Origin of the sequence: Uliginosibacterium sp. H1, from assembly GCF_036017065.1 — a bacterium.
Classification (GTDB): domain Bacteria; phylum Pseudomonadota; class Gammaproteobacteria; order Burkholderiales; family Rhodocyclaceae; genus Uliginosibacterium.
The window spans coordinates 326,432-340,118 of sequence record NZ_JAYXHR010000001.1; the positions used below are offsets into that span (position 1 = coordinate 326,432).

The 13,687-nt window shown below is 66.6% G+C and carries 10 protein-coding genes; all 10 read right to left on the minus strand.

Annotation, left to right across the window (positions count from 1 at the left end; translation table 11 throughout):
* Window positions 1–19 precede the first annotated feature (19 nt).
* Window positions 20–496, minus strand: a complete 477-nt coding sequence (locus VVD47_RS01480) for an FKBP-type peptidyl-prolyl cis-trans isomerase (protein ID WP_327601629.1) — start codon at window positions 494–496, stop codon at window positions 20–22.
* Window positions 497–590: 94 nt separating this feature from the next.
* Complete coding sequence (locus VVD47_RS01485) at window positions 591–2,174, minus strand: AAA family ATPase (RefSeq protein ID WP_327601630.1); 1,584 nt, start codon at window positions 2,172–2,174, stop codon at window positions 591–593.
* 57 nt (window positions 2,175–2,231) lie between these two features.
* Window positions 2,232–2,975 (minus strand): hypothetical protein, encoded by a 744-nt coding sequence (locus tag VVD47_RS01490; RefSeq protein ID WP_327601631.1) that lies wholly within the window; start codon window positions 2,973–2,975, stop codon window positions 2,232–2,234.
* Window positions 2,972–8,101, minus strand: coding sequence for an alpha-2-macroglobulin family protein (locus VVD47_RS01495; protein ID WP_327601632.1), 5,130 nt, complete (start codon window positions 8,099–8,101; stop codon window positions 2,972–2,974). Before VVD47_RS01495 ends, VVD47_RS01490 begins: the two co-directional genes overlap by 4 nt.
* Before the next feature lie 146 nt (window positions 8,102–8,247).
* Window positions 8,248–9,648 (minus strand): hypothetical protein, encoded by a 1,401-nt coding sequence (locus tag VVD47_RS01500; RefSeq protein ID WP_327601633.1) that lies wholly within the window; start codon window positions 9,646–9,648, stop codon window positions 8,248–8,250.
* A gap of 110 nt (window positions 9,649–9,758) precedes the next feature.
* On the minus strand, window positions 9,759–11,222 hold the full coding sequence (locus VVD47_RS01505; protein ID WP_327601634.1) for a sensor domain-containing diguanylate cyclase: 1,464 nt from the start codon (window positions 11,220–11,222) through the stop codon (window positions 9,759–9,761).
* 224 nt (window positions 11,223–11,446) lie between these two features.
* Window positions 11,447–12,064 (minus strand): urease accessory protein UreG, encoded by a 618-nt coding sequence (gene ureG, locus VVD47_RS01510; protein WP_327601635.1) that lies wholly within the window; start codon window positions 12,062–12,064, stop codon window positions 11,447–11,449.
* A gap of 93 nt (window positions 12,065–12,157) precedes the next feature.
* Entirely contained in the window at window positions 12,158–12,832 is a 675-nt protein-coding gene (locus VVD47_RS01515) for an urease accessory protein UreF (RefSeq protein WP_327601636.1), read from the minus strand.
* Window positions 12,832–13,191: a DUF6984 family protein gene (locus tag VVD47_RS01520; protein WP_327601637.1), complete on the minus strand. Its 360-nt coding sequence runs from the start codon at window positions 13,189–13,191 to the stop codon at window positions 12,832–12,834. The genes VVD47_RS01515 and VVD47_RS01520 overlap by 1 nt, the downstream gene beginning before the upstream one ends.
* A gap of 1 nt (window position 13,192) precedes the next feature.
* On the minus strand, window positions 13,193–13,684 hold the full coding sequence (gene ureE, locus VVD47_RS01525) for an urease accessory protein UreE (RefSeq protein ID WP_327601638.1): 492 nt from the start codon (window positions 13,682–13,684) through the stop codon (window positions 13,193–13,195).
* Window positions 13,685–13,687: the final 3 nt, after the last annotated feature.

A 13,687-nucleotide genomic window follows, 5' to 3' on the forward strand; every position in this document is an offset into this window, starting at 1 on the left:
GGCGGCGGCTGTCAGGTTCTCAGTGGTGGTGGCCGTGATCGCCGTGCACATGGCCGTGCGCGATTTCTTCCGCGCTGGCGGCCCGCACCGAGACGACCTTCACCGTGAAGCGCAGCGCCTTGCCGGCCAGCGGGTGGTTGCCGTCCAGATGCACGACCGGCCCCTTGATCTTGGTGACATAGAAACGCTGCGGCTGGCCATCTTCGCCACGGCCTTCCAGCTGGCCACCGACCTTCACGCCCGGCGGGAATTCGCTCTTGGGCATGGTGCGCACCAGGCTGTCGTTGCGCAGGCCGAAGGCCTCTTCCGGTGCCAGGTCGACCGTCGTCTGGAAGCCGGCCTCCTGGCCCTCCAGCGCCGCTTCGATCTTCTCGAAGGTGTTGCCGTAACCGCCGTGCAGGTAAGAGGTGGGCTCGCGACCTTCGTCAAGCGGCATGCCGTTCTGCTCGGCAACCTTGTAGCGGATGGTGACGGCAGTGTCTTTCTGGATCTTCATCGTTGAGTCCTGTCAGGCGGGTTTTCGTGAGCCGGGTATTGTCGCGCAAAGGCATGGGGCGGCGGTAGCCGCGCAACGGGGCCCCCGGTATCCCTTACGCCATCACGGCCCGCTCGGTCGCCCAATGCCGCAGGGCCTGGACCTGCTCCGCCATGAGGACGGACAGCGGCCGCGTGCGGCCGATCTCGGTCAGCAGCAAGGTGTCGTTGAGCACCAGCTTCTGGGCGTGTGCCTCGAAGCTGGCGGCGATGACGGCCTGTTCGATCTCCGCACCGGTGAAGCCCTGGCTGGCACTCGCCAGCCGCGGCAGGTCGAAGGCCTGCGGCTGTTGCTGGCGGCGGAGGAGGTGGATGCGGAAAATGTCCTGACGGGTGGCTTCGTCCGGCAGGTCGACGAAGAAAATCTCGTCGAAGCGCCCCTTGCGCAGCAACTCGGCGGGCAGTGCGCGTACGTCGTTGGCCGTTGCGGCAATGAAGACGCGGCTGGCGCGTTCTGCCATCCAGGTGAGCAGGGTGCCCAGGACGCGGCGCCCGACGCCACCGTCGGATTCTGCCGAGCCCTGGGCCATCGCCTTCTCGATCTCGTCGATCCACAGCACGCAAGGCGAAAGTGCCTCGGCGGCGGCCAGTGCGGCACGCAGGTTGCGTTCGGTCTCGCCGTGGTACTTGTCGTACAGGCTGCCCACGTCGAGGCGGGCCAGCGGTACCTTCCAGCTGGCGGCGATGGTGCGCGCAGCCAGCGACTTGCCTCCGCCCTGCACGCCCAGCAGCAGTACGCCGCGCGGGGTCGGGAGTCCGTCTGCATCGCCACAGAAGGATGCGGTACGTAGCTGCAGCCAGTGCTTGAGATTGGGCATACCGCCAACACTGGTCATGTCGCCGTTCACGTACTCGACTTCCAGTGCACTCTGCGCCTGCATGCTCCGCTTGGCGTCCATGACGCGCTGCAGGTCGCGCTCGGTGATCTGGGCGTCATCGCGGATGGACAGGCGCAGCAGGCGTCGCACGTCCTCCTCGCACAGGCCAGCGAGTTGCTGCACGAGACGGTTGGCGATGGCCTGCTCGCCGCCGACCTTGCGACCTTCGCGCGAGGTGGCGAAGAGTTCCAGTTCCTCCTGGAAGATCTTCCGGATGCGCGCCACATCCGGCAGGGCGAGTTCGTGGAACAGCGCGTGGCGCGCGATCTCGGCTGGCAGTTCCAGGCGCGGGCCGATCAGCACCAGGGTGCGTGCCCGGTCATGGTGGGCAAAGGCCACTTCACGCAGCAGGCGCTGCACGGCACCCTGTTCCAGGAAGTGATGCGGATCGAACAGAAGGTACAGCCCGGGCGGGCCTTCCTTGTCGATGAAGTGCAGGGCCTCCTGCAACTCGACGGTGTCTTCGATCTCGCGTCTGCGTGCATTTTCCTGGGCATCCACCTGCGCCGTGCGCTGTGGCTTCCATCCCTCTACGGTCTGGAAGCCGTCTCTCGGGCCTGCGCCGCCGTAGCGGAAATTCTGCTGGATGAGGCCGTCGGCAATGCTCCAGGTGTAGAGCGGCAGATCGCTTTCCTGCGCGAGCTTTTCCAGCAGTGCCGTGGCACGCGGCTCCTCGTGGGTTTCCATGCATATCAGCGGGAAGCGGGCCTGCAGCGCGCTGCGCAACGCGTCGATGTCCGAGATGGCGGGTGTGGTGGTCATGGGGCTGGCTGGTTCCGGGTGGCAGGCGGATCTGGAGTGCGGGGAAGGCAGGGCCGGTCAGCTGCAACTGCCGCCCAGCTCGGTCTTGCTGCGTTCGGTGGGCGTCACACCTGTGCGCAACAGGGGTGCCACGATGTCGCGCTGGAAGCGGGCACGTGCGTCGGCCGAGTCCTGCTCGCTGCGCGATACTTCGATCAGACGCTCGCCGTTGGCGAGCGTCCATTCCTCGATCTTCAGTCGGCCTGCGGTGTGACGTGTGAAGCGGCTGATGCAGCCGCGCGACCGCGCTGCCAGCGCTGCGGGCGGCAGCGGCGCCGTTTTCCTGGTCTCCACCGAACAACTGCGGGAGTACACCTGCATGGGCTGCGTGTCGGCAGAGAAGGATACGTCGAGCTCATCCTTGGACTCGTCCGCGCCCGGCAGTGGGCAGGTCCAGGCTCTCAGCGCGGGTTTTTTGAAGGGGGCATCGCTGCGGTACTTGAAAGTGAGTTCGTACTTGTCCTTGCCCTTCCTGCGCTGACGCAGGATGGAGGTCGCGCCGGGCGGTGCATCGGCCGGTGGCGTCAGGTCGAAGTACTGGACTTCGTAGTTATCCTTGTCGTCGGATTTCAGCTTGAGCGTTTGCAGCACGGCCTTGGCGTCGGCCATGTTGTTGCCCTTCGCCGACCAGCGAAGGGCGTATTCGGCCGACGCCTGGGCTGCGTGCGCGGGTGGAGCCAGCATCGCGGCTGCGCAAACAGCCAGTGCGACGATTGCCGGATGTGGGCGCAGTCTGTTCGAACCGTGCTCGCTGGCGATCACTGGCGCGGATCCACGATGGACACGGGTTCCGGCGTCACACCAATGCCGCGGATCTCCGGCCGGTACATGTCTTCCGCATACGGCGCCGGCACGCTGAACTTGCCGGGTGTCACTACGCGCAGCAGGTAGAAGAAGCGCGACTCACCGAAGGGCAGTTTGGCGGCGGTGACGAAGCGGTCGTCGCGGTATTCGGTGTGTTTGATGTTGCCGCTCTTCATCGCTTCGCCGACGTTCACGTTGTCGATGCTGAAGTCACCGGCCTGGGGGCCTTGCGACAGGTTGAGGTTCTCCACTTCGAGCCCGGCGGGAATGTGGTCGACGATCAGGCCGTCCTCCACGTGCTGTTTCGCTTTCACGGTGACGCGGGCGATCAGCATGTCGCCCACCTTGAGCGGCCCGCCGCCCCAGCGCTTGCCGTCCACGGTGTGCCAGCTGCGGCTGATCTCGATGACGTCACTCCTGGCTGCGGGGGGCTTGAGCGGGAAGCCGCTGGCTTCGAGTTCGGCGTAGATCGCCTGCGGGCCCTTGTTCTCCACGGTGATGCCGCGCGACAGGTCCGCTGGCTGCAGTTCCTGCGACAGCGTGCTGGCGCTCGTGAGCGGGCGGGTGCCAGCCGCGGACTTCAGCTCGGCCTGCCAGGGGGTGCTGGCGTCACCACCGGCAGCGCGCGCGGCGAGGAAGAGGGCCAGTCGTTCCTGCGTGGAGTACCACTGCCGTTCGCCCAGTCTTTCCGCGACGGTGGTGAGCAGGTTCTCGCGCTGCGGGTGTTGCACCTCATGACGGTTGAGCAGGGCGTAGGCCAGCGCGTTGTCGCGGACGCTGCTGCCATAGTCTCCCAGCCACTCGCCCCAGTAGTTGCCGCGGTTGGTGGCGATGCCGTAGGGGCGCTGCATGGCCTCGTTGAGCGCTTCGTCGGCACGCTTCGCGTCGCCCATCAGGCGCAGCGCCAGCGACAGGTGCACCAGTGGCAACGGGGAGCGGGCCAGCCTGCGGTGGTTGTCGTGCAGCAGGCGCAGCACGGCCAGCGGGGCTTTCTGTTCGCGCGCCAGCATGTAGCCGATGTGGGCCATCTCGGCGAAGCGCTGGTGGCCGTTGCGCAGCAGCTCGTAGTCGTGCGGTCGGTTGGCGCCGTTGCTGGCGAGGATGGCGTCGGGGACGCCGGGCAGGTAGTTGCCGGCGTTGTTCAGCTTGTCGAGCATCCAGTCCTGCGCGTTCTTGTGCATCGCGGCCGGCACGTTGAAGCCGGCGTCGCGTGCATCCATCAGGAAGCCGCTGACGTAGGCGGTCAGCCAGTATTCGTAGCTGCCGTTGCTGCCCCACAGGCTGTAGCCGCCCGCGGCGCCCTGCATGCCGGCGATGCGGCCGATGGCGCCTTCGACGAAGCGTGCGCGTTCCTCGCGCGTGCGCGGCGTGAGGCCGACGGCCTTTGCACCGGCCTCGTCGATGAACAGGTGCGGATAGGCCGCGCTGGTGGTCTGCTCCAGGCAGCCGTAGGGGTAGTCGAGCAGGCCCTTCACCAGGCTGTTGATGTTGAGCGGTGGCTTGTTGGACAGGCTGAGCGACACCGTGGCGGAGCCGCGGAAGTAGCGTTCGGCGGCGTTGCGGTCCAGCGTGATGCTGGCGCCGGGCTCGATGCGCAGGCGCTGGTTCTGGTGCTCGCGCGGCAGCGGGGGCTGTACCTGCAGGGCGAACTCGCGCTTGATGACGACCGGTTTCGCGCCAGCGGTGCGCAGATCCAGCGTGATGCGCGCCAGGCCGTAGGGCTCGGTCGGCTCGGCGGTGAAGCGCAGGATCTCGCGCTGCTTGTCCTTCAGGTTGATGCTGCGGCTGCCGCCCGCGATGCGCAGCGGTGACTCGGCGCTCAGGCTGATGCTGACCTGTTGCGGCGTGCCGCTCATGTTGGTGACGTCGAGCGCCAGCGTGGCGGCGTCACCCGGCGCGATGAAGCGCGGCGTGGCGATCTCCGCCACGATGGGGGCGGATACCGTCATCTCGCGCTCGGCACTGCCGAAGCTCTCCGCGGTGGCGGCCACCGCCATGATGCGCAGCGTGCCGTTGAAGTCCGGCACGTCCAGCGGCACGTCGGCTTCGCCCTGTGCGTTGAGCTGCACCGGCCCGGAAAAGAGGTCGATCAGCTTCACCTTGCTGGGCATGCTGCGGGTGTCGCGCATGCCGGCGTCGCCGCCCCATTTCAGCTTGCCGCGCAGGCCATCCATCTTCTCGATGAGCTTGCCGTAAATGTCGGTCAGCTCGATGCCGAAGCGGTGCTTGCCGAAGAAGAAGTCGAACGGGTCTGGCGTCTTGTAGCTGGTGATGTTGAGGATGCCGACGTCGACCGCGGACACGGTGACGAAGGCCGGCTTGCCGGCCGCACCTTCGACCTTCACACGCGCCGTGGCGCGCTTCTCCGGCTCCACGCGTTGTGGTGTGGTGATGGCCACCTTCAGCTTGCGGTCGTCGCGCGCCAATGGCAGCCAGGTGAGGCCGATGGCACGCGCCGGGGTGACGCGATCGCCTTCGCTGCCGGGGCGGAACACCACGGCGGAGACGTACATGTCGGAGCGCTTCCAGCTCTTGTCGATGGGAATGCGCAGCGTGGTGCCGGAGGTGCTCACCTTCACGCGGCGGCTCCACAGCACCTTGTCGGCTTCCACCAGCACCAGCGCCTCGCCGTCGTGCGGCGGCAGCATGGTGAGTTCCACCTCGGTGCCGGGTTTGGCCGGTACGCCGGCCAGCTTCATCTGCACGCGGTCGGGGCGGTTGCCGATGTCATCGGCGTTCTGCGCGCCCCAGCCGGCGTAGAAGCGGTAGCGCGCCGTCAGGCCGGTGTCGGGGTCGGTGACTTCCAGCCGGTAGGTGCCCCATTCGACGGGGAGCGTGAGCTTCGCACGGGCCTTCAGCGCCAGGCGGCCGGACTCCAGCAACTGGTTGCCCTCGGTGTAGCCCGAATGCCAGCCGCGACGATCGTCGTAGCGCCAGTAGTACTGGCGGTCTTCCTTGTAGAGTCGGAAGGCGGCCTCGGCGGCCGGCACGATCTTGCCGGCTGCATCCGTGCGTATGACTTCGAACTCCGCCATGCTGCCCTCGCGGGTGACGTTGCGTTCGAAGGCGGGGCGGATGCCGATCAGCGTCTTAGCCGGCCACCAGGCGCGTTCCAGCGAACGCACCACCGGGCGGCCGCCGGACTCCAGCAGGCTGAAGCTGGCGCGCGCTTTCATCGGCGACTGCAGCTTGCCCAGGCCCAGCGGGATGTCGACCTCCGCACGGCCTTCGTCGTCGAGCGTCGTTTCGTCCAGGTCGCGACGGGTCTTGGCGCTGTCGTCGGCGAAGTCGCCGAAGATGAAGCCCGGCCACTGGCGGGGCAGGGGATTGGTGGCGCGTTCCACGGCGAGGCTGGCGAGCAGGCGGTTGCCGGCCGCGGGGGCGCCGTAGAGGTAGTCGCCGCGCACCTGCACGGCGAAGTTGCCGTCGTCTGCCAGCGGCGCGTCCTCGCTCTTCAGGTCGAGCTTCATGCGCTCGGGCAGGAATTCCTCCACCTGGAAACTCCACACCGTGTCGGCGCGTTTCGCTGCCGGATCGGCCTTGGCCTCCAGCGTCCAGCGGCCGGTGGCGGCATCGGCCGGTAGCACGATGGCGCGCTGGAAATAGCCGGGTGTGCGGGCGTCCGGCTGCCACACGGCAGATTGCACGACGTCGCCGTCGGGCTTCTTCAGTTCCACCGTGATGGGGCTGGGTGGCAGCACCTGGCCGTCGGCATTGCGCGCCAGCATCGACGCGGTGAAGGTTTCGCCCGGCCGGTAGAGGTCACGTCCGGCGTAGAGAAACAGCTTGGCGTCACGCGGCAGGTGGCCGCCGATTTCGAACTCGGACAGGTCCAGCCCCGGCTCGTGCAGCACGATCATCGACAGTTCCTTGCCGCGTCGGGCCAGCAGCACGTGGGCCTTGTCCGGCACGCCGGCCAGGGTGGCACGGCCTTCGCCATCCACCTTGCCGCGGGCGATGGTCTTCGCCTCGGCGTCCAGCACCTCGATGTCGGCGCCGGTGATCGCCTCGCCGGTCTTCAGCGAGGTGGTGAACACATCCATCTGTTTCGCCTGGCGGCGCACGTGCAGGCCGATGTCGCTGACGTAGAAGTAGGTGACCTGGTAGTTGTCGCCGAAGCGGCCGGGTTGGCTCATCACCGCCACGTAGATGCCGGGTTCCTTCAGCTCGGCGATCGTCTCCACCGGCAGGTGGGTCACCTTGCGACGGTTCTGCTTCTCGTCGGTGAGGAAGCGGCCGAGGTAGACGCTCTTCGACATCTCCTTCAGCTGGTTGAGCTGCCAGCCGTACGTATTGCCCTTGAGGCGGTTGCGGCGGCCGCTGTCCCAGTAGAACTCGTCTTCCTCTTCGTCGCTGTCGCCGGCCTTGATGCCGATGATGCGGCTGATGAACTGCGGGAACTGTGCCGGCTCGATGCGCAGGAACTGCACATCCACTTCCGGCACGTTGATGGTGACGATGGGCAGGCCGCCGTTCTGTCCGGCAGGCAGCACCGTGCCCTTGCTGGCGAAGTAATACGTCGGCGCCATGTCGGCGGAGGCGACGCGGCATTCGCGTGCACGTTCCAGCGAGGCGCCGCCCTGGCTGCGCAGGCTGGCCGACACGGTGATGCGGAAGTTGCGCTGCGCGCTGATGTAGGGAAACACCAGGGTGCGGCCATTGTTCTGCAGCACCCAGGTGTTGCGGACGACCTTGCCGGTGGGCGCACTCTGCGCGACGTCGGTGAGCGGCACGGGCGCCTGCGCGTCATTGCCGTCCTCGTTGCCGTTTTCGTTCTTCTCCGTCGCGCCGAGATCGGTGACCTGCACCAGCGTGTCGAAGGGCTGGTCGCGCTCCAGCGGTTCGGTGAAGCTCACCGACAGGGAGGGCTGGTCTTCGAACAGGCTCGCCTGGCAACTGTCGGCGCCGAACGCAGCGCCCGCCGCCGGTGTGCCGCTTGCGGAGCCTGGGGCGGTGATGACGTCGCCACCGGCGCCCTGCGGCGTGGCGCGATGCTTGAGCCACCATGCACCGGCCGCGCCGGCTACTGCGACGACCGTGATTCCTGCTGCAATCGCCGCCTTGGTCCGCAAGGACATCCGCATGCCCGTCTCCCTTTGATGAGTGCGGGCACTCTAGCAGCGGCGCAGGGGCGGAGAAAGGGCGGCTTCGGGGCAGCGGCCGGGCGGCCATGCCGATGGCTTGCAGCGGCGGGCGAGCGGTCTCGCAGGCTGGCCCGGAGCCGGGAGACTCAGTAGACGAAGCTGTGGATTTCCTGGTCGCCGGAGGTCAGGCCGACGAAGGCCACCATGCGCTCGGTGGGGCGCCATTCCATCGGCTCGGTGCTGTAGGGGTTGTACAGCTCGGGGGTGTTGAGTGCCTGGCGCGCCTGTTCCACGTCGTCGCTGGTGGCACGCAGGCGTGCGGCCAGCAGGCTGGCACGGCGCAACCCTTCGAGGTTGGCGACGTTGGTGGCATGGCGGTCGATGCGGGAATGGCCGAACGCGGTGAGGATCTTGCCGATGGGGTTGTAGGCCATCGAGTACCACGGTGTCTTCAGGCCCTGGGCCCTGTTCTGCAATTGCTGCACGCTGGCCATCGCGTCGGCCGTCTCCGAGATCGGACGATCCAGTGCGAGGGCGACGTCCATGTATTGCTCGGCAACCTGGTTGCTGGTCGCCTGGTACTTGAACAGGCGGCTGGAGAAAGCGTGACGGACCTGCTCGAACGCGCTGCGTCGTGCCGCGTCTTCATCCAGCGCGTCGCGGCGGGCCAGGTCCAGCGAGGTGTTGGCATACAACCACTCGCCGATCAGCGCCCAGGTCATGGAGCGCTCTTCTTCGCTGATGGCCTGCTGCCAGCCGGACGGGATCAGCGCCGCGGCCTGCGCCGGCGACAGCCTGGCCAGTGCGAGGTTGGCGTACTGGAAGTGCCGCTTCAGGGCGGTGGCGGCAATGCTCTTGGTGGTCAGCGATTCGGTATTGGCCAGCACCATGCGCCAGAAGCGATGGTCGGCTTCAAGCAGGGCGCGCGCAGCCTCCGGCCGGCCGTCGCGGGCATGCAGCCAGGCCTGCGCCAGCAGGACCTCGTGCGCCGGCATCACGCTCATCAACTGGGTGGAGGATGGCGCCGCACGCCCCTCCACCGGCCGCGGTTCCAGCCAGTCGGTGTTGGCGAGCAGCGCGCGATGACGGTCCAGCAACCAGGCTTCGTCGCTGAGCCACTGGCGTACCACGTCGATCCTGCTGGTCAGCGCGGCATCGCAACGTGGCCCCATCAGCCGGCATTCGCCGAGCAGGTTGCGCAGCGCCGGCGGGCGCTGCAGGGTCAGCGTCTGCTCCGGTGCAACGAGGCTATGCAGGCCCTTGCCGGGTTGTTGCAGCGCGGCGTTGATCTGCGCCATGCGCTGCGTGCCGATGCGGCGCGGGTCGTCTTCCTGCGCTGCGGCGAAGCCCAGTGCGTAGACGTAGGCGTTCTGCGCGTCGGCCACCGGCGGACGGCTCTGGCACATCAGGGTGAACTTGAGTGCGGACTCCGAGACCGGCTCGTCGTGGCGATTGACGAAAAGAAGCGCCAGCCCAGCCAGCGCCGTCAGCACCAGCAGGGACAGGGTGATCCACAACAGGAAGCGCAATGCACGGCTGGCAGCCATGGGCCGATCGGGGCTCGAAAAGACCGTCAGTGTCGGCAAGCACCGGAGCGGAGGCAACCACCTTGCCCTTGCGGGTATCGCCGCGCCGACCGGTGGCGCCGCCGCGCGCTTCAGTCGGAAGCCGGGTGGTGGCGCCGGTCGTTGCCGTGCTGCTGGTAGTGGGCACGCTTGGCGGCGTACATGGCCTCGTCGGCACGCTGCACGGCCTGGATGAGTGCACCGGCGTCCTCGCAGGTACTGGTGCCGACCGCGAAGGACAGCCGCGGCCCGGTGTAGAACTGGTTGTTCAGGTCGGCCACGATGTGGATGCGCTCGATGGCCTTCTCCGCATCGTCCGCGTTGGCGCCCGGCAGCAGGATGCCGAACTCGTCGCCGCCGATGCGCGCCACGCACTCGTTGTCGCCGATCGCCTTCTTCAGCGCTTCGCCCGCGCGGCGCAGCAGGTCGTCACCCGCGGCGTGGCCGATGGTGTCGTTGGCGATCTTCAACCCGTTGAGGTCGACGATGATCACGCTGACCGGGTAGGGGCCTTTGCGGGTGACGCGTGCCAGCTCCTCGTCGAAGTAGGCGCGGTTGTTCAGCTTGGTCAGCGGATCGTGGCGGCCGAGGAACTCCAGGTAGGCCTCGGCCTTCTTGCGGGCGGTGATGTCGGTCAGCGAGATAAGCACCCGCTCCCAAGTCTGCTCGAAGCCCGGCAGCACGGAGAACTGCAGGTGCACGTTCACCACCTGGCCGGACAGCGAATAGTTGATGGCTTCGCGCTGCTGGAAGAGCTGGCCGTTCCACAGGTCGATCAACTGTTCGGCGAAGTGCTGGTGCATGTCGTCGCGGAAGATCTTGCCCAGGTTGCCGAGGATGGTTTCCTTGTTGCTGGCACCGAACATCTTCATCGTCTGGCGATTGATGTCGATGACGTGGATCTCGTGCATGCAGTGGGTGACGAATTCCGGATGCACGTTCAGGAAGGTGCGGAAGTCCTGGATGCCCATGCCGCGCACGTCTTCGATCATGCGACGGATGCCGCTGAAGTCCTCCACCCACAACGACACCGGCGAATGCTCGAACAGCCCCAGCGCGTACTGCTCGCTGTGCTTCACGCGCTGCTCGGCCTGCACGCGGGCAGTGATGTCCTCCAGCGCGATGATGACGCGCGACCAGTCGTGCTCGTGGCCGGGCACGACGCGGGCATTCACCAGCACATCGATGCGGCGGCCATCCAGCGCGTAGTTCACGCTCTGGCTGGCGAAGCCGTTGCCGCCGCGCCACAGCGCTGCCATGTCATGGGCATGCTGGTCGTGCATGTCGTCGCGGAAGACAGTGCCCAGGTTGGCGACGAGATGGCCGAAATCCTGCGCGCCCAGCAACTGCAGCGTGCGCTGGTTGGCGGCGAGCACGCGGATTGCCGCGGAGCATTCCTCCACCGCAGATGGATTGGCTGCGAAGTGCGCATCGATGTCTTCGATGCCGTCGGCCTTCCACTGGGCGAACAGACGATGGATGCCGCTGAAATCCTCCAGCCACAGGGAGATCGGAGCATGGTCGAACAGCGGGTCGAGGGGAGCGGCGGTGGTCATGATGGGTGAAACCGGAATTCGGCGGACTGGCCGTGCCTAAGCATAGGCGAGCAGGCGCGCGCAGAAAGGGTGGAACTGGCCCCGCGGCAGGCGCTTATTCGTGCGTGCCCGACGGGATCGTCGCCTGTGGCCGACAGGCCGTGGCAGAGGGGAATGCAAAACCGGGCCACGGCCCGGTTCGAGATGGAATTCAGCAACTGAATCAGTTCTTCCTCAATCCTTCCTCAGTCTTTCATCAGCCCCTGCTTCTCGATGAAGCGGACGATCTCCTCCAGGCTGTGGCCGGTCTTCATGTTGCTGAACACGAAAGGGCGCTCGCCGCGCATCTTCTTCGCGTCGCGTTCCATCACCTCCAGCGAGGCACCCACCATCGGCGCGAGGTCGATCTTGTTGATGATCAGCAGGTCGCTCTTCATGATGCCGGGCCCGCCCTTGCGCGGAATCTTCTCGCCGGCAGCCACGTCGATCACGTACAGCGTGAGGTCCGACAACTCCGGGCTGAAGGTCGCTGCCAGGTTGTCGCCACCGCTCTCGATGAGGATGATGTCCAGCCCGGGGTGCCGCAGGTTCATGCGGTGCACCGCTTCGAGGTTGATGGACGCGTCCTCGCGGATGGCGGTGTGCGGGCAACCGCCGGTCTCCACGCCGATGATGCGGTCGGGCGACAGCGCCTCGTTGCGCACCAGGAACTGCGCGTCTTCCTCGGTGTAGATGTCGTTGGTGATTGCCGCGATGTTGTAGTGCTCACGCAGGCGCTTGCACAGCGCGAGCGTCAACGCGGTCTTGCCGGAACCGACAGGGCCGCCGATGCCGACGCGGAGGGGGGGACGGGGTGTAGTCATGTCTTCTTACCTTGGTGAAACGTGAAAGGTAAAAAGTGAAACGTGGTGCGCGAAGGAATGCTTTCCCATTTCACCTTTCACTTCTCACCGGTTTCAGGAACGGAACAGCCGTGTGTACTGCGTCTCGTGCTGGCTGCACAGGATGGCGAAATGCGGCGTGAAGTTCTCCCACTCGTCTTCGCCACGGGACAGCGCCTCGTCAGCGATGGCCGGCAGCGCTTCGATGAGTCGCATCAGGATCCGCTGGCCGTCGGTCTGGCCCAGCGGCACCAGCTTCACCGCGCCCATGACCTGGTTCTCTGCCCAGGCCCACAGATAAGTGTCGAGGGCCTCGCGCGCCGGCAGCTCGCTGGCCGCCGCAGCCCAGGCTGTCGGAAACGCGATGTCGCTCATCGACGCTAGCGTGGTGCGCTGACAAGCCGGTGTGCCATCGAGGTCGCCTAGCAGGCGCGCCAGCGAGTAGCCCATCTGGATCGTCTCGGCGCGCAACTCGGCGGTTTCACGCGTGGCGAGGAAGGCATCGTTCAGGCGCGCGATACGGGCGGCGTCCTGCGCCTGCCAGGCAGCCAGCAGCGCATGCAGTGCGGGACCTTCGCAACGCGCGACGGCGAAACGCGCCACCTGCGTGATCCAGCGCTCCGCGCTCGCCGCATCGGTCACGATGCCGGTTTCCACGGCGGACTCCAGCCCTTGCGAATAACTGAACGCACCGACCGGCAGGGCCGGGCTGGCGAGGTGCAGCAGGCGGAGGAGGGTGCGGGCTTCCATTACTGGCCGGATTGTTCAGCGGAAGCGCGCACGATCGGAGGGCCTGCATGAATGGCGCCGCGCTCCGGCCAGGAAAGTGTGGGCGAGAAATCCACCTTCCAAATGTCCAGCTCAAGCGGCACATCGTCGCTGTCTACGTTCAACGCAACGGACACCGGCACGTCATCAGCGTCCAGGTAATGGCACTCGGCAGCGATGCGGTCGAAGGCACGAACGGACTCGAAAGGTGCGATACGCAAACTGCCCATTCCGCCATCACACATCGGTTCAACTTGAACCGAGTCGAGATCGGTAGTGAGTGCTGCCTCCCGATAAAGGAAAGCAACGAGAGGGCGCTCACGTGGCAGCAAGGTTCGCATGCTACTTCCGGTACTCGTGGATGCGCCCGCTGTGACTCTGCTCGTGCGCTTCGTGATGGTGATGCGCAGCGTGGCCACCGTAGGCGCCGGCTTCGGGTTCGAATGAGGCGGTCAGCTTCGTCAGCGTCGCGCCCAGGCCTTCCAGCATGGCGCCCAGTACGTGGTCGTCCAGGATGCGCAGGAAGCCTTCGTCCACCCGCACGGCGACGTGGCGGTTGCCGAGGTGGTAGGCGGCCTTGGCGAGTTCGGTCGGCGTGGCGAAGCGTGCGTCGAGTACGGCTTCGGCAGCGGACTCCACGGCAACGACGCGACCGTCGTTGCCCAGCAGACGGTCACCGCTTTTCAGGATGCCGCCGCGCGGCAGGAAAAGGCCCGCGTCTTCGCCGCTCACCAGCTTCGTGCGCAGGCGGCTCTTGCTGCGTGCCTCGAAATCCAGCACGAGGCGTTCGGAGGCGGCGTCCTTGCCGACGTAGTGTTGCTCGATGACCAGCATGTG

Bases quoted from the DNA above. Each gene is read 5' to 3' on its own strand.
- ureE (WP_327601638.1), bottom strand. From the start codon at position 13,684: ATGCTGGTCATCGAGCAACACTACGTCGGCAAGGACGCCGCCTCCGAA.
- VVD47_RS01515 (WP_327601636.1), bottom strand. From the start codon at position 12,832: ATGGAAGCCCGCACCCTCCTCCGCCTGCTGCACCTCGCCAGCCCGGCC.
- VVD47_RS01485 (WP_327601630.1), bottom strand. From the start codon at position 2,174: ATGACCACCACACCCGCCATCTCGGACATCGACGCGTTGCGCAGCGCG.
- VVD47_RS01500 (WP_327601633.1), bottom strand. From the start codon at position 9,648: ATGGCTGCCAGCCGTGCATTGCGCTTCCTGTTGTGGATCACCCTGTCC.
- VVD47_RS01495 (WP_327601632.1), bottom strand. From the start codon at position 8,101: ATGCGGATGTCCTTGCGGACCAAGGCGGCGATTGCAGCAGGAATCACG.
- VVD47_RS01480 (WP_327601629.1), bottom strand. From the start codon at position 496: ATGAAGATCCAGAAAGACACTGCCGTCACCATCCGCTACAAGGTTGCC.
- ureG (WP_327601635.1), bottom strand. From the start codon at position 12,064: ATGACTACACCCCGTCCCCCCCTCCGCGTCGGCATCGGCGGCCCTGTC.
- VVD47_RS01505 (WP_327601634.1), bottom strand. From the start codon at position 11,222: ATGACCACCGCCGCTCCCCTCGACCCGCTGTTCGACCATGCTCCGATC.
- VVD47_RS01520 (WP_327601637.1), bottom strand. From the start codon at position 13,191: ATGCGAACCTTGCTGCCACGTGAGCGCCCTCTCGTTGCTTTCCTTTAT.